Source organism: Streptomyces sp. NPDC031670, from assembly GCF_055580545.1.
In genome coordinates, this window is sequence record NZ_JBVILC010000002.1 from 444310 (window position 1) to 466658 (window position 22349).

General features: G+C 69.0%; 20 protein-coding genes. 9 read left to right on the plus strand and 11 right to left on the minus strand.

Features of this window, described 5'->3' with window-relative positions; all coding sequences use genetic code 11:
- Positions 1-30: 30 nt before the first annotated feature.
- The 7 genes from gyrA to dnaA all read right to left on the minus strand — a co-directional run bounded on the left by gyrA (position 31) and on the right by dnaA (position 11779).
- Positions 31-2643 (minus strand): DNA gyrase subunit A, encoded by a 2613-nt coding sequence (gyrA, locus tag ACZ5ID_RS06080; RefSeq protein ID WP_468893869.1) that lies wholly within the window; start codon positions 2641-2643, stop codon positions 31-33.
- Between the two features lie 44 nt (positions 2644-2687).
- Positions 2688-4751 carry a DNA topoisomerase (ATP-hydrolyzing) subunit B gene (gene gyrB / locus ACZ5ID_RS06085; RefSeq protein ID WP_468893871.1) on the minus strand — a complete coding sequence of 688 codons (2064 nt, stop codon included), beginning with the start codon at positions 4749-4751 and terminating at the stop codon, positions 2688-2690.
- A 499-nt stretch (positions 4752-5250) separates the two neighbouring features.
- Positions 5251-5802 carry a DciA family protein gene (locus ACZ5ID_RS06090; RefSeq protein WP_406551081.1) on the minus strand — a complete coding sequence of 184 codons (552 nt, stop codon included), beginning with the start codon at positions 5800-5802 and terminating at the stop codon, positions 5251-5253.
- The gene (gene recF / locus ACZ5ID_RS06095; protein ID WP_468893874.1) at positions 5799-6920 is read right to left on the minus strand and encodes a DNA replication/repair protein RecF; all 1122 of its coding nucleotides are present in this window, start codon (positions 6918-6920) and stop codon (positions 5799-5801) included. The genes ACZ5ID_RS06090 and recF overlap by 4 nt, the downstream gene beginning before the upstream one ends.
- A 43-nt stretch (positions 6921-6963) precedes the next feature.
- Positions 6964-7842 carry a phosphogluconate dehydrogenase (NAD(+)-dependent, decarboxylating) gene (gnd, locus tag ACZ5ID_RS06100; protein ID WP_067162137.1) on the minus strand — a complete coding sequence of 293 codons (879 nt, stop codon included), beginning with the start codon at positions 7840-7842 and terminating at the stop codon, positions 6964-6966.
- A gap of 118 nt (positions 7843-7960) precedes the next feature.
- Positions 7961-9091 (minus strand): DNA polymerase III subunit beta, encoded by a 1131-nt coding sequence (dnaN, locus tag ACZ5ID_RS06105; RefSeq protein WP_101389151.1) that lies wholly within the window; start codon positions 9089-9091, stop codon positions 7961-7963.
- An 894-nt stretch (positions 9092-9985) separates the two neighbouring features.
- A complete protein-coding gene (dnaA, locus tag ACZ5ID_RS06110) occupies positions 9986-11779 on the minus strand; it encodes a chromosomal replication initiator protein DnaA (RefSeq protein ID WP_468893876.1) in 1794 nt (597 codons plus the stop codon).
- Between the two features lie 385 nt (positions 11780-12164).
- Here dnaA and rpmH point away from each other — a divergent pair, with 385 nt between their 5' ends.
- The 9 genes from rpmH (at position 12165) to ACZ5ID_RS06155 (ending at position 19100) form a co-directional block, all read left to right on the plus strand.
- On the plus strand, positions 12165-12302 hold the full coding sequence (rpmH, locus tag ACZ5ID_RS06115; RefSeq protein ID WP_406551077.1) for a 50S ribosomal protein L34: 138 nt from the start codon (positions 12165-12167) through the stop codon (positions 12300-12302).
- An 18-nt stretch (positions 12303-12320) separates the two neighbouring features.
- Positions 12321-12692: a ribonuclease P protein component gene (rnpA, locus tag ACZ5ID_RS06120; RefSeq protein ID WP_468893878.1), complete on the plus strand. Its 372-nt coding sequence runs from the start codon at positions 12321-12323 to the stop codon at positions 12690-12692.
- Positions 12689-13024, plus strand: coding sequence for a membrane protein insertion efficiency factor YidD (gene yidD, locus ACZ5ID_RS06125; RefSeq protein ID WP_358833464.1), 336 nt, complete (start codon positions 12689-12691; stop codon positions 13022-13024). The genes rnpA and yidD overlap by 4 nt, the downstream gene beginning before the upstream one ends.
- 3 nt (positions 13025-13027) lie before the next feature.
- Entirely contained in the window at positions 13028-14296 is a 1269-nt protein-coding gene (yidC, locus tag ACZ5ID_RS06130) for a membrane protein insertase YidC (protein WP_468893880.1), read from the plus strand.
- Between the two features lie 14 nt (positions 14297-14310).
- Positions 14311-14820, plus strand: coding sequence for a Jag family protein (locus ACZ5ID_RS06135; RefSeq protein ID WP_406551075.1), 510 nt, complete (start codon positions 14311-14313; stop codon positions 14818-14820).
- A 151-nt stretch (positions 14821-14971) separates the two neighbouring features.
- Positions 14972-15691: a 16S rRNA (guanine(527)-N(7))-methyltransferase RsmG gene (gene rsmG, locus ACZ5ID_RS06140; protein WP_468893883.1), complete on the plus strand. Its 720-nt coding sequence runs from the start codon at positions 14972-14974 to the stop codon at positions 15689-15691.
- Between the two features lie 279 nt (positions 15692-15970).
- Positions 15971-17050, plus strand: coding sequence for a ParA family protein (locus ACZ5ID_RS06145; RefSeq protein ID WP_468894212.1), 1080 nt, complete (start codon positions 15971-15973; stop codon positions 17048-17050).
- Positions 17047-18153 carry a ParB/RepB/Spo0J family partition protein gene (locus tag ACZ5ID_RS06150; protein WP_468893885.1) on the plus strand — a complete coding sequence of 369 codons (1107 nt, stop codon included), beginning with the start codon at positions 17047-17049 and terminating at the stop codon, positions 18151-18153. The genes ACZ5ID_RS06145 and ACZ5ID_RS06150 overlap by 4 nt, the downstream gene beginning before the upstream one ends.
- Positions 18154-18482: 329 nt before the next feature.
- The gene (locus ACZ5ID_RS06155) at positions 18483-19100 is read left to right on the plus strand and encodes a GNAT family N-acetyltransferase (protein WP_406551071.1); all 618 of its coding nucleotides are present in this window, start codon (positions 18483-18485) and stop codon (positions 19098-19100) included.
- 105 nt (positions 19101-19205) lie between these two features.
- Here ACZ5ID_RS06155 and trxA read toward each other — a convergent pair whose 3' ends face one another.
- From trxA to sigM, 4 genes are all read right to left on the minus strand, one after another.
- Positions 19206-19538, minus strand: coding sequence for a thioredoxin (trxA, locus tag ACZ5ID_RS06160; protein WP_468893887.1), 333 nt, complete (start codon positions 19536-19538; stop codon positions 19206-19208).
- Positions 19539-19591: 53 nt separating this feature from the next.
- The gene (trxB, locus tag ACZ5ID_RS06165) at positions 19592-20554 is read right to left on the minus strand and encodes a thioredoxin-disulfide reductase (RefSeq protein WP_468893889.1); all 963 of its coding nucleotides are present in this window, start codon (positions 20552-20554) and stop codon (positions 19592-19594) included.
- A 105-nt stretch (positions 20555-20659) separates the two neighbouring features.
- On the minus strand, positions 20660-21631 hold the full coding sequence (locus ACZ5ID_RS06170; RefSeq protein WP_468893891.1) for an anti-sigma factor family protein: 972 nt from the start codon (positions 21629-21631) through the stop codon (positions 20660-20662).
- On the minus strand, positions 21628-22341 hold the full coding sequence (gene sigM, locus ACZ5ID_RS06175; RefSeq protein WP_468893892.1) for an RNA polymerase sigma factor SigM: 714 nt from the start codon (positions 22339-22341) through the stop codon (positions 21628-21630). Before sigM ends, ACZ5ID_RS06170 begins: the two co-directional genes overlap by 4 nt.
- Positions 22342-22349 lie beyond the last annotated feature (8 nt).

Consider the following 22349-nt stretch of genomic DNA (forward strand, 5'->3'; position numbering starts at 1 on the left):
CGATCCGGCGCCCGTGGATCCACTCACGCTCTACTCCTCGTGCTCCCCGGCCGAGGGCTCGATGCCCTCGACTGCGGCCTCGGCAGACTCGCCCTCAGCCATGTCGATCTCGGTCCCCTCGGGACCGTCGACCTCTTCAGCCTCGCGACCGGCCTCGGCGTTACGAGCGATACCGACGACGGCATCGCGCTTGCCCAGGTTGATCAGTTGGACGCCCATGGTGTCACGGCCCGTCTCCCTGACCTCGTTGACTCGCGTACGAATCACACCACCGCCGAGCGTGATGGCGAGGATTTCGTCCGTCTCCTCGACCACCAGCGCGCCGACCAGCGAGCCCCGGTCCTCGACGATCTTGGCGGCCTTGATACCGAGGCCACCGCGACCCTGGACGCGGTACTCGTCGACGGGGGTCCGCTTCGCGTACCCGCCGTCGGTGGCGGTGAACACGAAAGTACCGGGCCGGACGACATTCATCGAGAGCAGCTCGTCGCCTTCGCGGAAACTCATCCCCTTGACGCCGGAGGTGGCGCGGCCCATCGGGCGCAGCGCGTCGTCCGTCGCGGTGAAGCGGATGGACTGCGCCTTCTTGCTGATGAGCAGCAGATCGTCCTCGGCGGAGACCAGTTCGGCGCCGATCAGCTCGTCCTCGCCGCCGGCCTCCGTCTCCCGGAGGTTGATGGCGATGACACCACCCGATCGGGGCGAGTCGTAGTCCTTGAGCGACGTCTTCTTCACCAGACCGGACTTGGTGGCGAGGACCAGGTAGGGCGCCGCCTCGTAGTCGCGGATGGCGAGGATCTGGGCGATCTTCTCGTCCGGCTGGAAGGCCAGCAGGTTCGCCACGTGCTGGCCGCGCGCGTCCCGGCCGGCGTCCGGCAGTTCGTACGCCTTGGCCCGGTAGACCCGGCCCTTGTTGGTGAAGAACAGCAGCCAGTGGTGCGTGGTGGAGACGAAGAAGTGGTCGACGATGTCGTCCTGCTTCAGCTTGGTGCCCCGGACGCCCTTGCCGCCGCGCTTCTGCGACCGGTAGTCCTCGGTCTTGGTGCGCTTGACGTAGCCGCCGTTGGTGATGGTGACGACGATGTCCTCTTCGGCGATCAGGTCCTCGATGGACATGTCACCGTCGAAGGGCACCAGCTTGGAGCGCCGGTCGTCGCCGAACTTCTCGACGATCGCGGCCAGCTCCTCGCTGATGATCTGGCGCTGCCGCTCGGGCGAGGCGAGGATCGCGTTGTACTCGTTGATCTTCGCCTGGAGCTCGTCGTGCTCGGCGACGATCTTCTGGCGCTCCAGGGCGGCGAGCCGGCGGAGCTGCATCTCCAGGATCGCGTTGGCCTGGATCTCGTCGATGGAGAGCAGGCCCATCAGGCCCTCGCGCGCGACGTCGACGGTGTCGCTGCGCCGGATCAGCGCGATGACCTCGTCGATCGAGTCGAGCGCCTTGAGCAGACCGCGCAGGATGTGGGCGCGCTCCTCGGCCTTGCGCAGCCGGAACCTGGTGCGCCGGACGATGACCTCGATCTGGTGCGTCACCCAGTGGCGGATGAACGCGTCCAACGAGAGGGTGCGCGGCACGCCGTCGACGAGCGCCAGCATGTTGGCGCCGAAGTTCGTCTGGAGGTCGGTGTGCTTGTACAGGTTGTTGAGGACGACCTTGGCGACCGCGTCGCGCTTGAGCACGATGACCAGGCGCTGGCCGGTACGGGAGCTGGTCTCGTCCCGCACGTCGGCGATGCCGCCGACCTTGCCGTCCTTCACCAGGTCGGCGATCTTCTGGGCCAGGTTGTCGGGGTTGACCTGGTACGGAAGCTCGGTGACCACCAGGCACTGGCGGTTCTGGATCTCCTCGACCGCGACCACGGCGCGCATGGTGATGGAGCCGCGCCCGGTGCGGTACGCCTCCTCGATGCCCTTGCGGCCGACCACGAGGGCGCCGGTCGGGAAGTCGGGGCCCTTGATGCGCTCGATGAGCGCGTCGAGGAGCTCCTCGTGCGAGGCGTCGGGGTGCGACAGGAACCACTGGGCGCCGTCCGCGACCTCGCGCAGGTTGTGCGGCGGGATGTTGGTGGCCATACCGACGGCGATGCCGGCGGAGCCGTTGACCAGCAGGTTCGGGAAGCGCGCCGGCAGGACCGTCGGCTCCTGGTTGCGGCCGTCGTAGTTGTCCTGGAAGTCGACGGTCTCCTCGTCGATGTCCCGGACCATCTCCATGGCCAGCGGCATCAGCTTGCACTCGGTGTACCGCATGGCGGCGGCCGGGTCGTTGCCCGGGGAGCCGAAGTTGCCGTTGGAGTCCACCAGCGGCATCCGCATCGACCAGTGCTGGGCGAGGCGGACGAGCGCGTCGTAGATCGAGGAGTCGCCGTGCGGGTGGTACGTGCCCATGACGTCGCCGACGACGCGGGCGCACTTGTAGAAGCCCTTCTCGGGCCGGTACCCGCCGTCGTACATCGCGTACAGCACACGGCGGTGGACGGGCTTCAGACCGTCCCGTACGTCCGGCAGCGCGCGCGAGACGATGACGGACATCGCGTAGTCGAGGTAGGAGCGCTGCATCTCCGTCTCGAGCCCGACGGGCTCGATGCGCAGGACAGGTTCTTCCTCGGTGGGTTCAGTGGTCGCGGGAGTGTTCTCGTCGGCCATTGCTGGTTCTCAAGTCCTTTCGAAGCGGTCAGCGACGGACCGACTCAGATGTCGAGGAAGCGGACGTCCTTGGCGTTGCGCTGGATGAACGAGCGCCGCGCCTCGACGTCCTCGCCCATCAGCACCGAGAACAGGTCGTCGGCCTGGGCCGCGTCGTCCAGGGTGACCTGGCCCAGGACGCGGTGGTCGACGTCCATGGTCGTGACGCGCAGTTCCTCGGCGTTCATCTCGCCCAGACCCTTGAAGCGCTGGATCGAGTCCTCGCGGATCCGCTTGCCCGACTGCTTGCCGAGCTCCACGAGCGCGTCGCGCTCACGGTCGGAGTACGCGTACTCGAAGTCGTCCCGGCCCCACTTGATCTTGTAGAGCGGCGGGCGCGACAGGTACACGTGCCCCGCCTCGACCAGCGGCCTCATGAAGCGGAAGAGGAAGGTCAGCAGCAGCGTGTTGATGTGCTGGCCGTCGACATCGGCGTCCGCCATCAGAATGATCTTGTGATAGCGGAGCTTCTCGATGTCGAAGTCCTCGTGGACTCCGGTGCCGAAGGCCGAGATCAGCGCCTGGACCTCGGTGTTCTGCAGGATCTTGTCGATACGGGCCTTCTCGACGTTCAGGATCTTGCCTCGGATCGGCAGGATGGCCTGGTACATCGGGTTGCGGCCGGACTTCGCCGAACCACCGGCGGAGTCACCCTCGACGATGAAGATCTCGCACTTCGTCGGGTCGTTGGACTGGCAGTCGGAGAGCTTGCCGGGCAGGGAGGCGCTCTCCAGCAGGCCCTTGCGTCGGGTCAGGTCGCGCGCCTTGCGGGCGGCGACACGGGCCGTCTGCGCCTGGATGGACTTGCGGACGATGTCCGCGGCCTCGTTGGGATTGCGGTCGAACCAGTCGGTCAGGTGCTCGTGCACGACCTTCTGGACGAACGTCTTCGCCTCGGTGTTGCCCAGCTTGGTCTTGGTCTGGCCCTCGAACTGCGGCTCACCCAGCTTGACGGAGATGATCGCCGTCAGACCCTCGCGGATATCCTCGCCGGAGAGGTTGTCGTCCTTCTCGCGCAGCAGCTTCTTGTCACGGGCGTACCGGTTGACCAGACCCGTGAGCGCGGCGCGGAATCCCTCCTCATGCGTACCCCCCTCGTGCGTGTGGATGGTGTTCGCAAAGGAGTAAACGCCCTCGGTGTACTGGGAGTTCCACTGCATCGCGATCTCGGCCGAGAGCATGCGCTCCTTGTCCTCGGCCTCCACGTCGATCACGGTCGGGTGGATCAGCTCACCCTTGCGCGAGTTCAGGTACTTCACGAAGTCGACGATGCCGCCCTCGTAGTGGTACGAGACCGAGAGCGCGCGCTCCTCCTCCGACTCCTCGGCCGAGTCCGCCCCGGAGACGGCCTTGGCCGACTCCCGCTCGTCCGTGAGCTTGATGGTGAGGCCCTTGTTGAGGAAGGCCATCTCCTGGAAGCGCCGCGCGAGCGTCTCGAAGGAGTACTCGGTGGTCTCGAAGACGTCCGGGTCGGCCCAGAACGTCACCGTGGTGCCGCTCTCCTCGACCGCCTCGTGCTTGGCGAGGGGGGCGGTGGGGACGCCGAGCTTGTAGTCCTGCGTCCAGCGGTAGCCGTCGCGCTTGATGTCGACCGCGAGCTTGGTGGAGAGGGCGTTCACCACGGAGACGCCGACACCGTGCAGACCACCGGAGACGGCGTAGCCACCGCCGCCGAACTTGCCGCCCGCGTGCAGCACGGTCAGGACGACCTCGACGGCCGGCTTCTTCTCCACGGGGTGCATGTCCACGGGGATGCCACGGCCGTTGTCGACGACGCGCACGCCGCCGTCGGCGAGGATCGTGACGTCGATCGTGTCCGCGTGGCCGGCGAGGGCCTCGTCGACGGAGTTGTCGACGACCTCTTGCACCAGGTGGTGCAGGCCGCGCTCGCCCGTCGAGCCGATGTACATGCCGGGTCGCTTGCGGACCGCGTCCAGACCTTCGAGGACGGTGATGGCGCTGGCGTCGTACGAGGCGGTGACCTCGCCGTTCTGGCCGGCGGCAGCGGACGGGGTGTTCTCGTTGGGGTTGCCGGAATCGGCCACGAAGCGCCCTTTCTGGCACAGCACAGCCTTCCCCTGGGCAGGCAGGAGCAGCTGCGTCGTTCAGCGATGGTCAGCGCCGGGCGGTGCCGTTGGGGGCATCACCCGACCGCGTCATTTCGGTGGGTCCCGCGAGGAGGGCGGGATTATTGACCAGTCTACCGGTAGCGCCGACATGAATGGGGGTTTGCCGGTACCTGAGTCCGCATGTGCCGCCCTGAGCGGGCGGCGTCCGACTCCCCATATCCGAGCAGGGGCTCTAAGAGCCTCACACGGGCATTCAGCGCTTCGGCCTGTCAACCTCCGGCTACCGTGAGGGACGCCTCACCCGTACCGCCCGGTTTCCCGCCGCGCGGGGGATGCTCGGAGGATGCCGACGGGGGCCTGCGGCTGCTGGTCCCCGCCTCGGCGACGGTCCGCCTGGGGCGGTGCTTCGCGCGGGCACGCGCGCGTAGGAGAAGGGCGGCGGCACAGGGCCGAGTGCGGGGACGACGGCCCGAGCAGGCACGGCCCCGAGGGCGGGCCCTCACCCGTACGTGTCGCCCGGTCCCGTGCTTCCCGGGGCCCGCAGGCGCCCGTACCGCGTCGGCGGCCCGCCAGGCCCCAGGACCTTGATCATCCGTACCGTGCCATGACCCAGATCGGCGTTGAGCCGGGCCACCAGCTGGGGCGCGAGCAGACGCAGCTGCGTCGCCCACGCCGTGGAGTCGCACTGCACCGTGAGGACCCGCTCGTCGGGGTCCTCGTCGTAGCGCAGCGGCACGCAGTGGTTGGCCAGGTCGTCGCCGACGATCTGCGGCCAGCGGCCCATCACGCCGCCGACCGCGGCCGGGGTCTCCCAGCCGCGCTCGGTGATCAGCCGGTTGATCGCGGCGCCCAGCGGCTGCGGGTCGCGCCCGTCGGCCCGGGCGCCCGAGCGCAGGCCGCCGCCCCGGCGGGCCTGCTTCTTCTGCTGGGCCGCGGCGCCCCGCGCCTTGGCCTGCTCCTTGGCCGCGCGCAGCGCCACGCGCGCGAGGTCGACGCCGGAGGACTCGGGAACCCTGGGCGCCGGCGTCTCGTTTCCGGAGTGCTCGCTCATACCCGCGCCACCTCTCCCGAGGAGACCTCGTACCGGGCCCCGGCGAGGACGGCCGGCACATCGTCGTCCACGGCCGCCGTGACCAGCACCTGCTCGCCCGGGGCCACCAGCTCCGCCAGCCGCTCGCGGCGCCGGACGTCCAGCTCCGCGAAGACGTCGTCCAGGACCAGCACCGGTTCGTTGCCCTCGGCCCGCAGCAGGTCGTAGGAGGCGAGCCGCAGCGCCAGGGCGTAGGACCAGGACTCGCCGTGGCTGGCGTACCCCTTGGCCGGGAGCCGGCCGAGCTTGAGCAGCAGGTCGTCGCGGTGCGGCCCGACCAGGGTCACCCCGCGCTCGATCTCCTGCTTGCGTACGTCGGCGAGCGCGGCGATCAGCTGCCCGTACAGCTCCTCGCGGCCGGTCGCCTCGCCCTGCGCCGACGGCCTGTACTCCAGCGCCACCGGGCCGCCGCCGGGCGCCAGCGCCTCGTACGCCTTGTCGGCGAGCGGCTGGAGCGTCGCGATCAGGTCGAGCCGCTGGGCGAGCAGCTCCGCCCCGACCCGGGCCAGGTGCTGGTCCCACACGTCGAGCGTGGACAGGTCCATGCCGCGGCCACCGTGGCGCCGGGCCATCGCCGCCGACTTCAGCAGGGTGTTGCGCTGCTTGAGGACGCGGTCGTAGTCGGAGCGGACGGCCGCCATGCGCGGGGAGCGCGCGGTGACCAGCTCGTCCAGGAAGCGGCGCCGCTCCCCGGGATCGCCCTTGACCAGCGCCAGGTCCTCCGGCGCGAAGAGGACGGTCCGTACTATCCCCAGCACGTCACGCGGTTTGACCTGCGAGGACCGGTTGATACGGGCCCTGTTCGCCCGGCCCGGGTTCAGTTCCAGCTCGATCAGCTGGGAGCGCTCGCCCTGGGTCACGGCCGCGCGGATGACCGCCCGTTCGGCGCCCATGCGCACCAGGGGAGCGTCCGAGGAGACCCGGTGGCTGCCCAGGGTCGCCAGATAGCCGACCGCCTCGACGAGGTTGGTCTTGCCCTGGCCGTTGGCCCCCACGAACGCGGTGACGCCCGGGTCGAGCGGAACCTCGACCCGGGCGTACGAGCGGAAGTCGGCCAGCGAGAGATGCGTGACGTGCATGGTGGTGCGCCGACCTCCCCCGGCCCTGCCAACAGCCTGTGGATTACTTCTTGGACTCGACCGCGTGGCCACCGAACTGGTTGCGCAGCGCCGCGATCATCTTCATCTGGGGGGAGTCATCCTGCCGGGACGCGAACCGCGCGAACAGCGACGCGGTGATGGCGGGCAGCGGAACGGCGTTGTCGATGGCCGCCTCCACGGTCCACCGGCCCTCGCCGGAGTCCGCCGCGAAACCGCGCAGCTGGTCGAGGTGCTCGTCCTCGTCGAGGGCGTTGACCGCCAGGTCCAGCAGCCAGGAACGGATGACCGTGCCCTCCTGCCAGCTGCGGAAGACCTCGCGGACGTCGGTGACGGAGTCGACCTTCTCCAGGAGCTCCCAGCCCTCGGCGTACGCCTGCATCATCGCGTACTCGATGCCGTTGTGGACCATCTTGGCGAAGTGGCCGGCGCCGACCTTGCCCGCGTGGACCGAGCCGAACTCGCCCTCGGGCTTGAGCGCGTCGAAGACCGGCTGGACCTTCGCCACGTTCTCGGCGTCGCCGCCGTACATCAGCGCGTAGCCGTTCTCCAGGCCCCAGACACCGCCGGAGACACCGCAGTCGACGAAGCCGATGCCCTTGAGGCCCAGCTCCACGGCGTGCTTCTCGTCGTCGGTCCAGCGCGAGTTGCCGCCGTCGACGACGACGTCGCCGGGAGAGAGCAGCTCCGCCAGCTCGTCGATGGTCGACTGGGTCGCGGCACCGGCCGGGACCATCACCCAGACCACCCGCGGACCCTTGAGCTTGCCCACAAGTTCTTCGAGGCTGTGGACATCGGCGACGTCCGGGTTGCGGTCGTAACCGATGACGGTGTGGCCTGCGCGGCGAATCCGCTCGCGCATGTTGCCGCCCATCTTGCCGAGGCCGACGAGACCGAGCTCCATCACATGATCCTTTGACGTTGTGGCGTTCGTACCCGTGTCCGAGACTACGCCCGGACCCGGGTACACACCTGTGGGGTCGGCCGCTCAGACGAACGCGGCTCCGCACCGGTCGGCCAGGTCAGCCGGAGAGGCGCACCGGCATGATCAGGTACTTGTACGCGTCGTCCGCCTCGGCGTCGAGCGCGGGCTTGCCGCTCAGCAGCGCCGGCTTGGTCGAGGTGGTGAAGGAGAGCTGCGCGACCGGGGAGTCGATGGCGCTCAGGCCGTCGAGCAGGAAGGTCGGGTTGAAGGCGATCGAGATGTCGTCGCCCTCCAGGTTGGCGTCGACCCTTTCCACAGCCTGTGCGTCGTCGCTGGAGCCGGCCTCCAGGATGAGCACGCCCTGCTCGAAGCTGAGCCGGACCGGCGTGTTGCGCTCGGCGACGAGGGAGACGCGCTTGACCGCCTCGACGAAGGGCGCGGTCTCGATCACCGCGACCGAGTTGAACTCGGTGGGGAACAGCGTCCGGTACTTCGGCAGGTCGCCTTCGAGCAGGCGGGTGGTGGTCCGCCGGCCAGCGCCCTCGAAGCCGATCAGGCCCTCACCGGCGCCCGAGCCCGACAGCGCGAGCGTGACCGTGTCCCCGCTGGTCAGGGCCTTGGCGGTGTCCAGGAGCGTCTTGGCGGGCACCAGGGCGACCGCGGAGGCGTCCGGGTTCTCCGGCTTCCACAGGAACTCGCGGACCGCGAAACGGTAGCGGTCGGTGGAGGCAAGGGTGACCGTGTCGCCCTCGATCTCGATCCGCACACCGGTCAGCACCGGCAGGGTGTCGTCGCGCCCGGCGGCGATGGCGACCTGGGCGGCGGCGGAGGCGAAGACCTCACCGGGAACGGTGCCGGTCGCGGTCGGCATCTGCGGCAGCGCCGGGTACTCCTCCACAGGCAGGGTGTGGAGGGTGAAGCGGGAGGAGCCGCAGACCACCGTCGCCCGTACACCGTCTGTGGAAATCTCCACCGGACGGTTGGGGAGGGCGCGGCAGATGTCGGCGAGCAGGCGGCCGGAGACGAGCACCGTGCCGTCCTCGTCGACCTCGGCCTCGACCGAGACCCGCGCCGAGACCTCGTAGTCGAAGCTGGAGAAGCTGAGGGCGCCGTCCTCCGCCTTCAGAAGAAGGCCCGCGAGGACCGGCGCGGGCGGACGGGCCGGGAGGCTGCGGGCCACCCACGCCACCGCCTCCGCGAGAACATCGCGCTCCACCCGGATCTTCACCGGAACCGCCTCCTGCTGTTGCTGGCTCGCCCTGCTGGCTTTCGTCGTCGGCTGTATCGCCGGGGACCAGTCTGACGTACGCCGCTGACACTCGGTGCGAGTCGGGGTCAAGTCGTGCCGAGAGGTCCGGGAGCCGCCGGGCCCGAGTTGTGCACAGCCCCCACTTCGAAGCGGAATCCGAGCTAACTCTAAGTGGCAGTAGTAGTAGGGCCTGTGGAAACGGTGGATAACCCCGTTTTCGCAGGTCAGACCCGGTTTTTTGTCCACCGTGCCTGTGGGTGGAGCCGGTGGACAACTCACCGGTTCTGTGGACACGCGAAAGTTCTGCACACCCGATGCACAGGCAGGGCCTACTTCTCCCCAGAGCCGTCCCCAGCTTTACCCCGGTTCCCCACAGGCCAACCCGGCTCGTTGGTGTGACGCCTTTCACTCGACCCGGTGACGGGGGGTGTCGCGTTGCCGAACAGTGGACAGCGCTGTGGAGAAGCTGTGGGCAACGTGCCCCAGCCTGTGGGCCGCCGGTGGACAACTTTGACCACAGGCTGTGGACAGAGATTTCGTCCACAGCCTGTGGAGCACGCTCGCGCACAAATCCACAAGCACTTGACCTGGGGTGATGGAGTATCAGGGCGACAGCCTGTGGAAGCAATCTGGACAACTGAACAGTCCCCAGGGTGTGGACGGGAAAAAGTCCCCGAATCTGTGGAGAACCCCCGCTGACCGGCAGGTATTCGAACACCGGCGGCCCCGGCGAGCCGTACGCAACGGCCGCGCCGACCGTCCACAGAGGTGGGGACGACCGCCCGCGCGCGCGTGGCGGGCCGTTTCCGGGCGACGAAAAGGGCGCCCGGGACGGTGTCCCGGGCGCCCTGAGAGGCTCTGTGAGCGGTCCGCTCAGCCGTTCTTGATGCGGTTGGTGAGCTCGGTGACCTGGTTGTAGATGGAGCGCCGTTCCGCCATCAGCGCGCGGATCTTGCGGTCGGCGTGCATCACCGTGGTGTGGTCGCGACCGCCGAACTGCGCGCCGATCTTCGGCAGCGACAGATCGGTGAGCTCACGGCACAGGTACATGGCGATCTGGCGGGCCGTCACCAGGACGCGGCTGCGCGAGGATCCGCACAGGTCCTCGACGGTGAGTCCGAAGTAGTCGGCGGTCGCCGCCATGATGGCGCCGGCCGTGATCTCGGGCGCCGAGTCCTCACCGCCGGGGATCAGGTCCTTCAGCACGATCTCGGTGAGCCCGAGGTCCACCGGCTGCCGGTTGAGCGACGCGAACGCCGTCACCCGGATCAGCGCGCCCTCCAGCTCCCGGATGTTCCGCGAGATGCGGGAGGCGATGAACTCCAGCACCTCCGGCGGGGCGTTGAGCTGCTCCTGCACCGCCTTCTTACGGAGGATCGCGATACGCGTCTCCAGCTCCGGCGGCTGCACATCGGTGGTCAGACCCCACTCGAAGCGGTTCCGCAGCCGGTCCTCCAGCGTCATCAGCTGCTTGGGCGGCCGGTCGGAGGAGAGCACGATCTGCTTGTTGGCGTTGTGCAGCGTGTTGAAGGTATGGAAGAACTCCTCCTGCGTCGACTCCTTGCTCGCCAGGAACTGGATGTCGTCGACCAGGAGGATGTCCACGTCCCGGTACCGCTTGCGGAAGGTGTCGCCCTTGCCGTCGCGGATGGAGTTGATGAACTCGTTGGTGAACTCCTCGGAGCTCACGTAGCGCACCCGTGTGCCGGGGTAGAGGCTGCGGGCGTAGTGCCCGATGGCGTGCAGCAGATGCGTTTTGCCAAGGCCCGACTCCCCGTAGATGAAGAGCGGGTTGTACGCCTTGGCGGGCGCCTCGGCGACGGCCACGGCCGCCGCGTGCGCGAACCGGTTCGAGGAACCGATGACGAACGTGTCGAAGAGGTACTTGGGGTTCAGCCGGGCGTGCGGCTCGCCGGGACCGCCCGGCTGGGGCGCCGAGGAGGACGGGGGCCCGCCCATCGGACGCGGGCCGCCGCCACCCTGCTGCGGACCGCCGTGGTGCTGCTGGGACGGCGGCTCGGGGAGCTCGTGGCGCTCCGGCTTGTACGGCTGCCGCTCCTGCTGCTCGTACTGCTGGTGCTGATGCTGTTGGTGCTGCTGCTCGTACTGCGAACGCTCGGGCATCTGCGGCTGCCGGTAGTCGTGCTGCGGCTGCTGCGGGCGGGCGGTCGCGTACGGGTCGCGCTCCTGGAAGCCGCCGAGGCGCTGCTGCTGCCAGGACAGGTCCTCCTGGGCACGCGGCCAGGCGCCGGGCTCGGGGCGCTGCTGCTGGTACTCCGGATAGGCGGGGCGGACCGTCGGCAGCCCGTCGTCGGCCGGGCGGCCGTAGGAGTCGTCCTGGTAGCGCGGGGGCTGCTGCTGCGCGGACTGGCCCCCGCCGCCGGGAGGCTCGCCCACGGAGTCGTCGACGGTGATCGCGATCCGGATGGTGCGCCCGCACTCACGGCTGAGCGTGTCGCTGATCAGCGGGGCCAGCCGGCCCTCCAGGACGCGCTTGCCCCATTCGTTGGGGACGGCGAGCAGCGCGGTGTCGGCGACCAGGGCGAGTGGCTGGCAGCGCTCGATCCACTGCTTGTCCTTGGGCTCGATGCCCTGCTGGCCCTCCCCGAGGAGCTGCTCCAGCACTCGTGGCCACACTGCGGCAAGATCGGCAGGTACGTCAGCCACAAGGCACGCTCTCTCGCAGGTCCCACGAATGTGTGGTTCTCGGGACGGGATGGAAGGACAGGCAAGGACAGAAAGGAAAAGAGTCGGGGTCGAGCCACGGTAGTCGGGGCGACTGACGTGGTTCAAGTTGTTGTCCACAGGCTGTGCACAGTGGCCCCCGTGAAGGGGCTGGTTTGACCGGATGGCGTAGCCGCGCGTACCGTAACCAGGTCGAGTTGTCGATGGCTGCTGCCGCCTGCCTCCGATGGGCAAAGATCACGGTCTGTGATCGTGAAGCGGTGCACTTGGGCGTTGTACGAGCTTCGTGTATTGCGAGCTTCTCGTGGGCGCACGGTGACAGCCAGGCGATGTCCCGCCACCACCGAATCATTTCTGGAGCCCCCGAGTGAGCAAGCGCACCTTCCAGCCGAACAACCGCCGTCGCGCCAAGACCCACGGCTTCCGCCTGCGGATGCGTACCCGTGCCGGCCGCGCCATCCTCTCGAACCGTCGTGGCAAGGGCCGCGCCAGCCTGTCCGCCTAATCGCATACAGGTCATGACGTGCTGCCTACCGAGAATCGGCTGAGGCGGCGCGAAGACTTCGCGACCGCGGTACGCCGAGGACGCCGGGCCGGTCGCCCGCTCCTCGTCGTCCATCTACGCAGCGGTGCAACGGACCCGCACGCGCCTGGGGAGAGCGCTCCCCCGACGCGTGCGGGTTTCGTCGTCAGCAAGGCCGTGGGTGTAGCGGTCGTGCGCAACCTGGTGAAGCGCAGGCTTCGCCATCTGATGCGCGATCGGCTGTCCCAGCTGCCCCCCGGTAGCCTGGTGGTCGTACGAGCATTGCCCGGCGCGGGTGATGCCGATCAAGCACATCTGGCCCGAGACCTGGACGCCGCCCTCCAGCGGCTGCTGGGAGGGGGTGCGCGATGAAGTACCCGCTGCTGGCCCTGATCAAGCTGTACCAGTGGACGATCAGCCCGCTGCTCGGGCCCGTCTGCAGGTACTACCCGTCGTGTTCCCACTACGGATTCACGGCCATTGACCGGCATGGCGCGGTGAAGGGCACGGCACTGACCGCCTGGCGCATTCTGCGGTGCAACCCGTGGTCGCCAGGCGGCGTGGACTACGTCCCCGAACGCAAGCGCCCTCGTTGGCACGAGGCGCTGCGCAACGCCTGGCGCGGCAGCAAGGGCGGGCACTCCGCCGCTGAGACCGAGCCCAGCCCGGCCGCAGAGACCTCGCCCAATGCTCAAGGAGCCTGATTAGTGGACACGATTGCCAGTCTGTTCAGCTTCATCACCTGGCCTGTTTCCTGGGTCATCGTCCAGTTCCACAAGTTGTACGGCGCGATCTTCGGGCCGGACACGGGCTGGGCCTGGGGACTGTCCATCGTGTCCCTGGTGGTGCTGATCCGGATCTGTCTGATCCCGCTCTTCGTGAAGCAGATCAAGTCGACCCGGAACATGCAGGCGCTCCAGCCGAAGATGAAGGCGATCCAGGAGCGCTACAAGAGCGACAAGCAGCGTCAGTCCGAAGAGATGATGAAGCTGTACAAGGAGACGGGCACCAACCCGCTCTCCTCGTGCCTTCCCATCCTGGCGCAGTCGCCGTTCTTCTTCGCCCTCTACCACGTGCTCTCGGGCATCGCGAGCGGCAAGACCATCGGCGTGATCAACCAGCCGCTGCTGGAGAGCGCCCAGAAGGCCCACATCTTCGGCGCCCCGCTGGCCGCTAAGTTCACGGACAGCGCCCACAAGGTCGAGAGCCTCGGCGCCACGCTCACCGACGTCCGCGTGATCACCGCGATCATGATCGTGCTGATGTCCGCGTCGCAGTTCTTCACCCAGCGCCAGCTGATGACGAAGAACGTCGACCTGTCGGTCAAGACGCCGTTCATGCAGCAGCAGAAGATGCTGATGTACGTCTTCCCGGTCATGTTCGCCGTGATGGGTATCAACTTCCCCGTCGGTGTCCTCGTCTACTGGCTCACCACCAACGTGTGGACCATGGGCCAGCAGATGTACGTGATCAACCAGAACCCGACGCCGGGTTCCAAGGCGCAGGCCAGCTACCTGGAGCGGCTGAGCAAGAGCGTTGCGACCCACAACGAGGTGCGGGGCAAGCGCCGCCGGGCCGTCGTGCAGGCGATCGTGGCCAAGGGCCCGGACCGCAACGACAACGAGCGCAAGTTCATCTCCGGCCTGGCCAAGCAGGGCTTCGCGGCCCAGGCTGACGGCACCGTGGTCAAGAGCGACCCCGCGGTGGCCGAGGCGGAGGCCGCCGGCGCCAGGCGCCAGCAGCCCAAGCGCCTGACCAAGGCCCAGCGCCAGGCCGGTGCGACCGCCGCGCAGGGTGGCGGCGACGGTGAGGAGCCGGCGAAGACCTCGCTGGACAAGGGCACGTCGGACGAGGACGCCGAGGCGAAGCAGGACACGCCGCAGGCGGGCAAGCCCGCCTCCGGTACCGCACGCAGCAAGGCCCAGTCCGGACAGCGCAAGGGTCAGCAGCGGCCCAAGCACCCGTCCAAGAAGTAAGAAGGAGTCCATCCGTGACGGAAGGCACCATCCCGGCCGCCGAGGGTGTCGACACCCTGTCCCGCCTGGAGCAGGAGGGGGAGATCGCCGCCGACTACCTGGAGGGCCTGCTCGACATCGCCGACCTGGACGGCGACATCGATATGGACGTCGAGGCGGACCGTGCCGCGGTCTCGATCGTCAGCGACGCCGGCAGCCGTGACCTGCAGAAGCTCGTGGGCCGTGACGGTGAGGTGCTGGAGGCGCTCCAGGAGCTGACGCGGCTGGCCGTGCACCGGGAGACCGGTGACCGCAGCCGTCTGATGCTCGACATCGCGGGCTTCCGGGCCAAGAAGCGCACGGAACTGGCCGAACTGGGTGCCAAGACCGCGGCCGAGGTCAAGAGCTCGGGCGAGCCGGTGAAGCTCCAGCCGATGACGCCGTTCGAGCGCAAGGTCGTGCACGACGCGGTCGCCGCGGCCGGTCTGCGCAGCGAGTCCGAGGGCGAGGAGCCGCAGCGCTTCGTCATCGTCCTCCCCGCCTGAGCGGTCTGTAGTTCTCTGCCGGGGATCCCGGGGGCCCGTCCCCCGGGATCCCCGGCCTCGGCCCCGTCTGTTCGCAGACGGGGCCGATCTTTGTCAGCCTGATAGTCAAGCCACCCAGCGCGGGAAGCGCGGTACGGAAGGACGGTCCCCCGTGACGGAGGCAGCAGCAGAGCTTCCCCAGGCGCCCGAAGAGGCGCGCGCGGTATTCGGCGAGTACTTCCCGGAAGCCGTCCGGTACGCCGAGCTGCTCGCGGACGCGGGAGTCAAGCGCGGCCTGATCGGCCCGCGTGAGGTGCCCCGTCTCTGGGAGCGCCACCTGCTCAATTGCGCCGTGCTCTCCGAGGTCGTTCCGGAAGGCGTCACGGTCTGCGATGTCGGCTCCGGCGCCGGTCTGCCCGGTATCCCGCTGGCGCTGGTGCGCCCGGACCTGAAGATCACGCTTCTTGAGCCGCTCCTGCGGCGTACCAACTTTCTCCAGGAGGTCGTGGAGCTGCTGGGACTGGACCATGTGACCGTGGTGCGCGGCCGGGCCGAGGAGATGCTGGGCAAGGTGACCCCGGTGCATGTGGTCACGGCCCGCGCGGTGGCTCCGCTGGACCGGTTGGCCGGGTGGGGCGTGCCGCTGCTGCGTCCCTACGGCGAGATGCTGGCACTCAAGGGGGATACCGCCGAGGAGGAGATCCAGGGTGCGCGGGCCGCGCTCAGCAAGCTCGGTGTGGTGAACACCTCAGTGCTGCATGTCGGTGAGGGCATCGTGGACCCGCTGTCCACGGTGGTGCGGGTCGAGGTCGGGGAGAGCCCCGGCGGTGTGCGGTTCGCCACCAAGCGGGCCAAGGCCGCCAGGACCAGCCGCACCAGGCGCCGACGCTGACCCGCGGGTCCCGCCAGGGGGCGGATGCTCCATAGAAGGCGCGATACGTACGCATTTCGGAGTGTCGTAACGATCTGACCGCAGGGCGCGTGCATCGTGTTTCACGTGAAACGTCGCTCTCTGCTGCATGGAATCATCAGCCGCGGCCGTAATGCCGCGCCGCGCGACCGCAAGCCCTTGGGCGGGGCCATGGAGTCCCCCTCACGAGCTACGGAGTTGTCCACAGAGGTGGATTCATCCACAGAAGAACGGGCCTCGCTGGTTCACGACCCCGAAAGCATGGCAGGCTCTGTGCATTGCGAGCCTGAAGTCGAGGAGAGTGAATCCTTGCGGTCCGACGCCAACATCGCGGGACCGATGACCGATCCGGTCCCCGGTCCCCGTACCGAATCGGCGGGGGAGGATGTTTCACGTGAAACACCGCCCCCGATGGACGACACCCCCATCGGTCGTGCTGCCCAGCTGGCGGTGGAAGCTCTCGGCCGTGCCGGCGAGGGCCTGCCCCGGCCGGAGCAGACACGCATCATGGTGGTCGCCAACCAGAAGGGCGGCGTCGGGAAGACCACGACCACGGTCAATCTCGCCGCTTCCCTGGCACTGCACGGTGCCCGGGTTCTGGTGGTCGACCTCGACCCGCAGGGCAACGCATCCACCGCGCTGGGGATAGACCATCACGCCGAGGTCCCCTCGATCTATGACGTGCTGGTGGAGAGCAGACCGCTTTCCGAGGTCGTCCAGCCCGTCCGGGACGTGGAGGGTCTCTTCTGCGCTCCGGCGACGATCGACCTGGCCGGTGCCGAGATCGAGCTGGTGTCCCTGGTGGCACGGGAGAGTCGGCTGCAGCGCGCCATCCAGGCGTACGAGCAGCCGCTGGATTACATCCTGATCGACTGCCCGCCTTCCCTGGGACTCCTCACCGTCAACGCTCTTGTTGCCGGTGCGGAGGTTCTCATTCCCATCCAGTGCGAGTACTACGCGCTGGAGGGACTGGGCCAGCTGCTGCGGAACGTCGACCTGGTGCGGGGGCATCTCAACCCCGCTCTGCATGTCTCGACGATCCTGCTCACCATGTACGACGGCAGGACCCGGCTTGCCTCCCAGGTGGCCGACGAGGTGCGCAGCCACTTCGGCCACGAGGTCCTGCGCACGAGCATCCCGCGCTCGGTACGAATCTCGGAGGCCCCGAGCTACGGCCAGACGGTGCTCACCTATGACCCGGGCTCCAGCGGCTCGCTCTCGTATCTCGAAGCCGCCCGCGAGATCGCACTGCGCGGGGTTGGCATCAACTACGACCCGACGACGCACATCCCCGTGGGCAGTCAGAACAACCAGCACAGCATGTCGGAGGGGATCCAGTGAGTGAGCGACGTAGAGGTCTGGGGCGGGGGCTCGGTGCGCTGATCCCGGCCGCCCCGCAGGAGAAGCAGACCGCACCTTCGGTGGGGACGGCGTCCACGTCCCCGGCGGCGGTGCCGGTACTGACCGCGGAGCGCGGGGTGGCGGCGGCGAAGGTGGCCACGCTCGCGGCGCCTTCTGTTTCACGTGAAACACCGGTGCCGGTCCAGGCGCCCGAGCCCGCGGCTCCGCAGCTGAAGGCGCCCGCAGGGGCGTACTTCGCGGAGCTGCCGCTGGACTCGATCACGCCGAACCCGCGCCAGCCGCGTGAGGTGTTCGACGAGGACGCCCTCGCCGAGCTCATTACCTCGATCAAGGAAGTCGGGCTTCTCCAGCCCGTCGTCGTCCGTCAGCTGTCGCCCGAGCGCTTCGAGCTCATCATGGGCGAGCGGCGCTGGCGGGCCTGCCGTGAGGCGGGTCTGGAGCGGATCCCCTCCATCGTGCGGGACACCGACGACGACAAGCTGCTCCTGGACGCCCTCCTGGAGAACCTGCACCGCTCCCAGCTCAACCCCCTGGAAGAGGCGGCGGCCTACGACCAGCTGCTGAGGGACTTCGAGTGCACCCATGACCAGCTGGCCGACCGCATCGGCCGCTCCCGTCCACAGGTCTCCAACACCCTGCGTCTGCTCCGGCTCTCCCCGCCGGTGCAGCGCCGGGTCGCGGCCGGGGTGCTCTCGGCGGGTCACGCGCGGGCGCTGCTCTCCGTCGACGACTCCGAGGAGCAGGACCGGCTGGCACACCGCATCGTGGCCGAGGGGCTCTCGGTGCGGGCGGTCGAAGAGATCGTCACCCTGCTGAACTCGGAGCCCAAGAGCGCTGGCAAGGCGAAGGGCCCGCGCGCCGGGACCCGGCTTTCGCCGGCGCTCTCCGATCTGGCCTCGCGGCTCTCGGACCGCTTCGAGACGCGGGTGAAGGTCGACCTGGGCCAGAAGAAGGGAAAGATCGTCGTCGAGTTCGCGTCGATAGACGATCTGGAGCGGATCCTCGGCACCCTCGCCCCGGGCGAGGGGCGGGTCCTCGACAAGAGCCTCGCCGAGGAGTCCGAGGAGGGCGACGAAGCCTGATCCGGTGGCCTTCTCGCCGCTGATCAGGACGGTTGTCGTCGAGGGCGGGCTGTGTTCCGATGCATACGGGAACACGGCCCGCCCTTTGCTGTTGCGCGGTATCCGCAGCGACGTTGGGTGGATACGATGCGTTCTGGTATGGCACATCCACCTTGGGCCACTTCGGAGGGAGGGCGGGGCGCCATGCGAACGGTGAGCCGTACCCGGCTGGTGACGGCTGGGCTGGGCCTCGGGGCGTTCGGCGGGTTCGTCGGCAGCCTCCTCCGGGAACGGAGTGCACTGGCAGCCGCCCAGGGGGCGGCAGGCGAGGGAAGCGAGGAACACCCTTCATGGGGCGTCGGCTTGTACCGCTCACGCTGGACAACCTTCCGGACCTTCCCAAGCGCTGCCGCGCCTGTGTCTTCTGGGAACTCGACCCGGTCAGCGGAGAGGCAGCGATAAAGGCCGGGAGACCGGAGCTGGAGAAGGAAGCCTGGATATCGGCGGTTCTCCTGGAGTGGGGCTCCTGCGGCCGGGTCGTCTATGTCGACGAGGTGCCGGTGGGCTACGTGCTCTATGCCCCGCCCGCGTACGTACCGCGTTCCACGGCCTTCCCCACCAGCCCGGTCTCTCCTGACGCCGTGCAGCTGATGACGGCGTGGATCATGCCGGAGTACCAGGGGCAGGGGCTGGGGCGCGTGATGGTGCAGACGGTCGCCAAGGACCTGTTGCGCCGGGGCTTCAAGGCCATCGAGGCGTTCGGGGATGCCCGCTGGAGCGAGCCCGCGTGTGTGCTGCCCGCCGACCATCTGCTGGCCGTGGGCTTCAAGACCGTACGGCCGCACCCCCGGCATCCCCGGCTGCGACTGGAGCTGAGGACGACGCTCTCCTGGAAGGAAGATGTCGAACTGGCCCTGGACCGGCTGCTGGGAGCCGTCCAGAAGGAACCGGCACTGCGACCCCTGTAGAACCCACGGTGCCGCGGAATGCCACCGCGTCCGGAAACGCGAACGGGCCCGACCCTCTGGGGGTCGGGCCCGTTGCGTTGTTTCACGTGAAACAGCGGGCGGGACTTACTCGCTGATGAAGGCGTCGAGGTCGCGCAGCAGCGCGGCCTTCGGCTTGGCACCCACGATGGTCTTGGCCACCTCGCCGCCGAGGTAGACGTTCAGCGTCGGGATGGACATGACGCCGTACTTGGCGGCGGTGGCCGGGTTCTCGTCGATGTTGAGCTTGACGATCTCGATCTGCTCGCCGTGCTCCGCCGCGATGTCCTCCAGGGACGGGGCGATCTGACGGCACGGGCCGCACCACGCCGCCCAGAAGTCGACGAGAACGGGCTTGTCGCTCTTGAGGACGACCTCGTCGAAGTCGGCGTCGGTCACGTTCTTCAGGGTGCCGGCCACGGCAGCCTCCTTGCGGGGTATGGGTGAGGGGGTGGGGAGGAAAGTCGGATGGTTCAGACGGCGGTCGCGGCGGCCTTCTCGCCGTCGGCGAGCGCGGCGAGGAAGCGCTCGGCGTCGAGAGCGGCGGAGCAGCCCGTACCGGCGGCGGTGATCGCCTGGCGGTAGGTGTGGTCCACCACGTCACCGGCGCCGAAGACACCCGTCAGATTGGTGCGGGTGGAGGGAGCGGCGACCTTGAGGTAGCCCTCGTCGTCCAGGTCGAGCTGGCCCTTGAAGAGCTCGGTGCGCGGGTCGTGGCCGACGGCGATGAAGAGGCCGGTCACCGCCAGCTCGGAGGTCTCGCCGGTCTTGGTGTTGCGCAGCGTCAGATGCGAGAGCTTCTGGTCGCCGTGGATCTCCGCGACCTCGCTGTCCCAGGCGAACTTGATCTTCGGGTCGGCGAAGGCCCGCTCCTGCATCGCCTTGGAGGCGCGCAGGCTGTCCCGGCGGTGGACGATGGTGACCGACTTGGCGAAGCGCGAGAGGAAGGTCGCCTCCTCCATCGCGGTGTCACCGCCGCCGATCACGGCGATGTCCTGGTCCTTGAAGAAGAACCCGTCACAGGTGGCGCACCACGAGACACCGCGGCCCGAGAGCTTGTCCTCGTTCGGCAGTCCGAGCTTGCGGTGCTGGGAGCCGGTGGTGACGATCACGGCCTTGGCGCGGTGGACGGTGCCGGCGGTGTCCGTGACGGTCTTGATCTCGCCGCTGAGGTCGACGGCCACGATGTCGTCCGGGACGAGCTCGGCGCCGAAGCGCTCGGCCTGCGCCCGCATGTTGTCCATGAGGTCCGGGCCCATGATCCCGTCACGGAAGCCGGGGAAGTTCTCCACCTCGGTGGTGTTCATCAGCGCGCCGCCGGCGGTGACGGCGCCCTCGAACACCAGCGGCTGAAGCGACGCACGCGCGGTGTAGAGCGCGGCCGTGTAGCCGGCCGGCCCGGAGCCAATGATGATCACGTTACGGACGTCGCTCACGGGTTTCTTCCTCGTCTCTGCGGACTGCCTACTGCCTACCGGGGCCCGGTCCAGGACTCTCACCCCACCCAACGGATCCTACGGGGCGAGCATTCCCGGAGCGTCTCACCGACGGGGATAGACGTGTGTCAGCAGCAGCTTGCCCTTGGCATCCGGGCCCGCGCTCTCGCAGGCCGCGTCGACGACGTACGCCTGGACCTGTGAGGCGTCCGTGGGGTGCGGGAAGACGACCAGGTACGCCCGGGTCCCCCGGTAGTCGCCGGTCTCCGCGGCGAGCGGAGCCTGCGCGGTGCGGCCGGTGCCCGCCTGGACACAGGGTGGCACGGAGACCTCGGAGGTGAGCTTCGGTGAGTCGGACGTCACCCCGAAACCGGACTTCTTGTCGGACGGAGAAGTTCCGGCGCTCTGACCGGCGGGCTGAGCGGCCAGCAGCGTCCGCACCTGCCCGTCGAGGGCGGCGCCGGAGAGATCGGGCCCCTGCGCCTGAGGAGAGCCGATGGAGGTCCTGTCGGGATGGGCACCGTCGGACTGCTGGAGCGTCTGTACGAGGAGGACGCTCACCCCGATCGCCGCGGCGCCGAAGACTGCTCCCAGCACGGCGTTGCGGCGACGCCGGGGAGCAGGCCGACGGCCCGGGCCGGTGGAGGCCCTGGGGTGTCCGGCCGGACGGTCCACGGCCGGGGTGCCGCCGGGGACGGTTGCGGGCGATGTTTCACGTGAAACACGCGCCGCGTCGCTCTCGGCCTCCGAGCCGGACGGCGCTTTCGCCGCAGTGGACACCGCGGTCGCCCCGACGGGCACGGGCGTCCCGGTGGGCGCCGTGGCGTCGAGGAGCGCCTCGGCGGCCAGCGCCGCGTCGATCCGCCCGGCGATGTCGGCGGGCATCCGCGGCGGCCCGGGCAGGGTGCCGAGCAGTTCGCGGATCTCCGTCAATGAGTCGTGGACGTCGGCGCAGAGAGCGCATCCGTCGAGATGCCGGCGTACGGCGGCGGTCCGGGAAGGGGGCAGCAGGCCCTCGTGGAGGTCGGAGATCTCCGAGACGTCTGGGTGCTGAGCCATGTCGGCCGTGGATGTCACGTGCGCCCACCTCCGCCCTTCACAGCTGCAGGATCATGCGGTCCTGCGTCCCTTGGTCCCGACGCAGGTGGGACGGATGTCCCCGGCGTCCGGTTCCTTCCCCCGCCGGCCTCTTGGCTATCCCCGGTGTCGTCCGTATCACCGCGCAGGTGATTGAGCAGGGGTTGCAGCCGGGCCCGGCCCCGGGCGCAGCGGCTCTTCACCGTGCCCACCGGCACGTCGAGGATCTCCGCCGCCTCCGCCACCGGATAGGCCTGCATGTCGACGAGGACCAGGGCGGCGCGCTGTTCCGCCGGGAGCGTCCCCAGCGCCTTCACCAGCTGCCGCTGGAGGTCCTGGCGCTCCGCGGGGGCCTCGGCCGACTCATGGGGCTCCAGAAGGAGCTCCAGGCGCTCGGCGTCGTCGACCGGGGAGGTCTTGCGGGAGGCGGCCTTGCGGGCCCGGTCGAGGCAGGCGTTCACGGTGATGCGGTGCAGCCATGTCGTGACGGCCGACTGGCCGCGGAAGGTGTGGGCGGCGCGGTAGGCCGACACCAGGGCGTCCTGCACGGCGTCGGCGGCCTCCTCGCGGTCGCCCAGCGTCCGCAGGGCGACCGCCCAGAGTCTGTCCCGGTGGCGCCGGACCAGCTCGCCGAAGGCGTCGGGGTCACCGTCGACATGGCGCGCCAGCAGGTCCTGGTCGCTCGTGTCGCCGTATATGGCGCCGTCCAACGATGAGC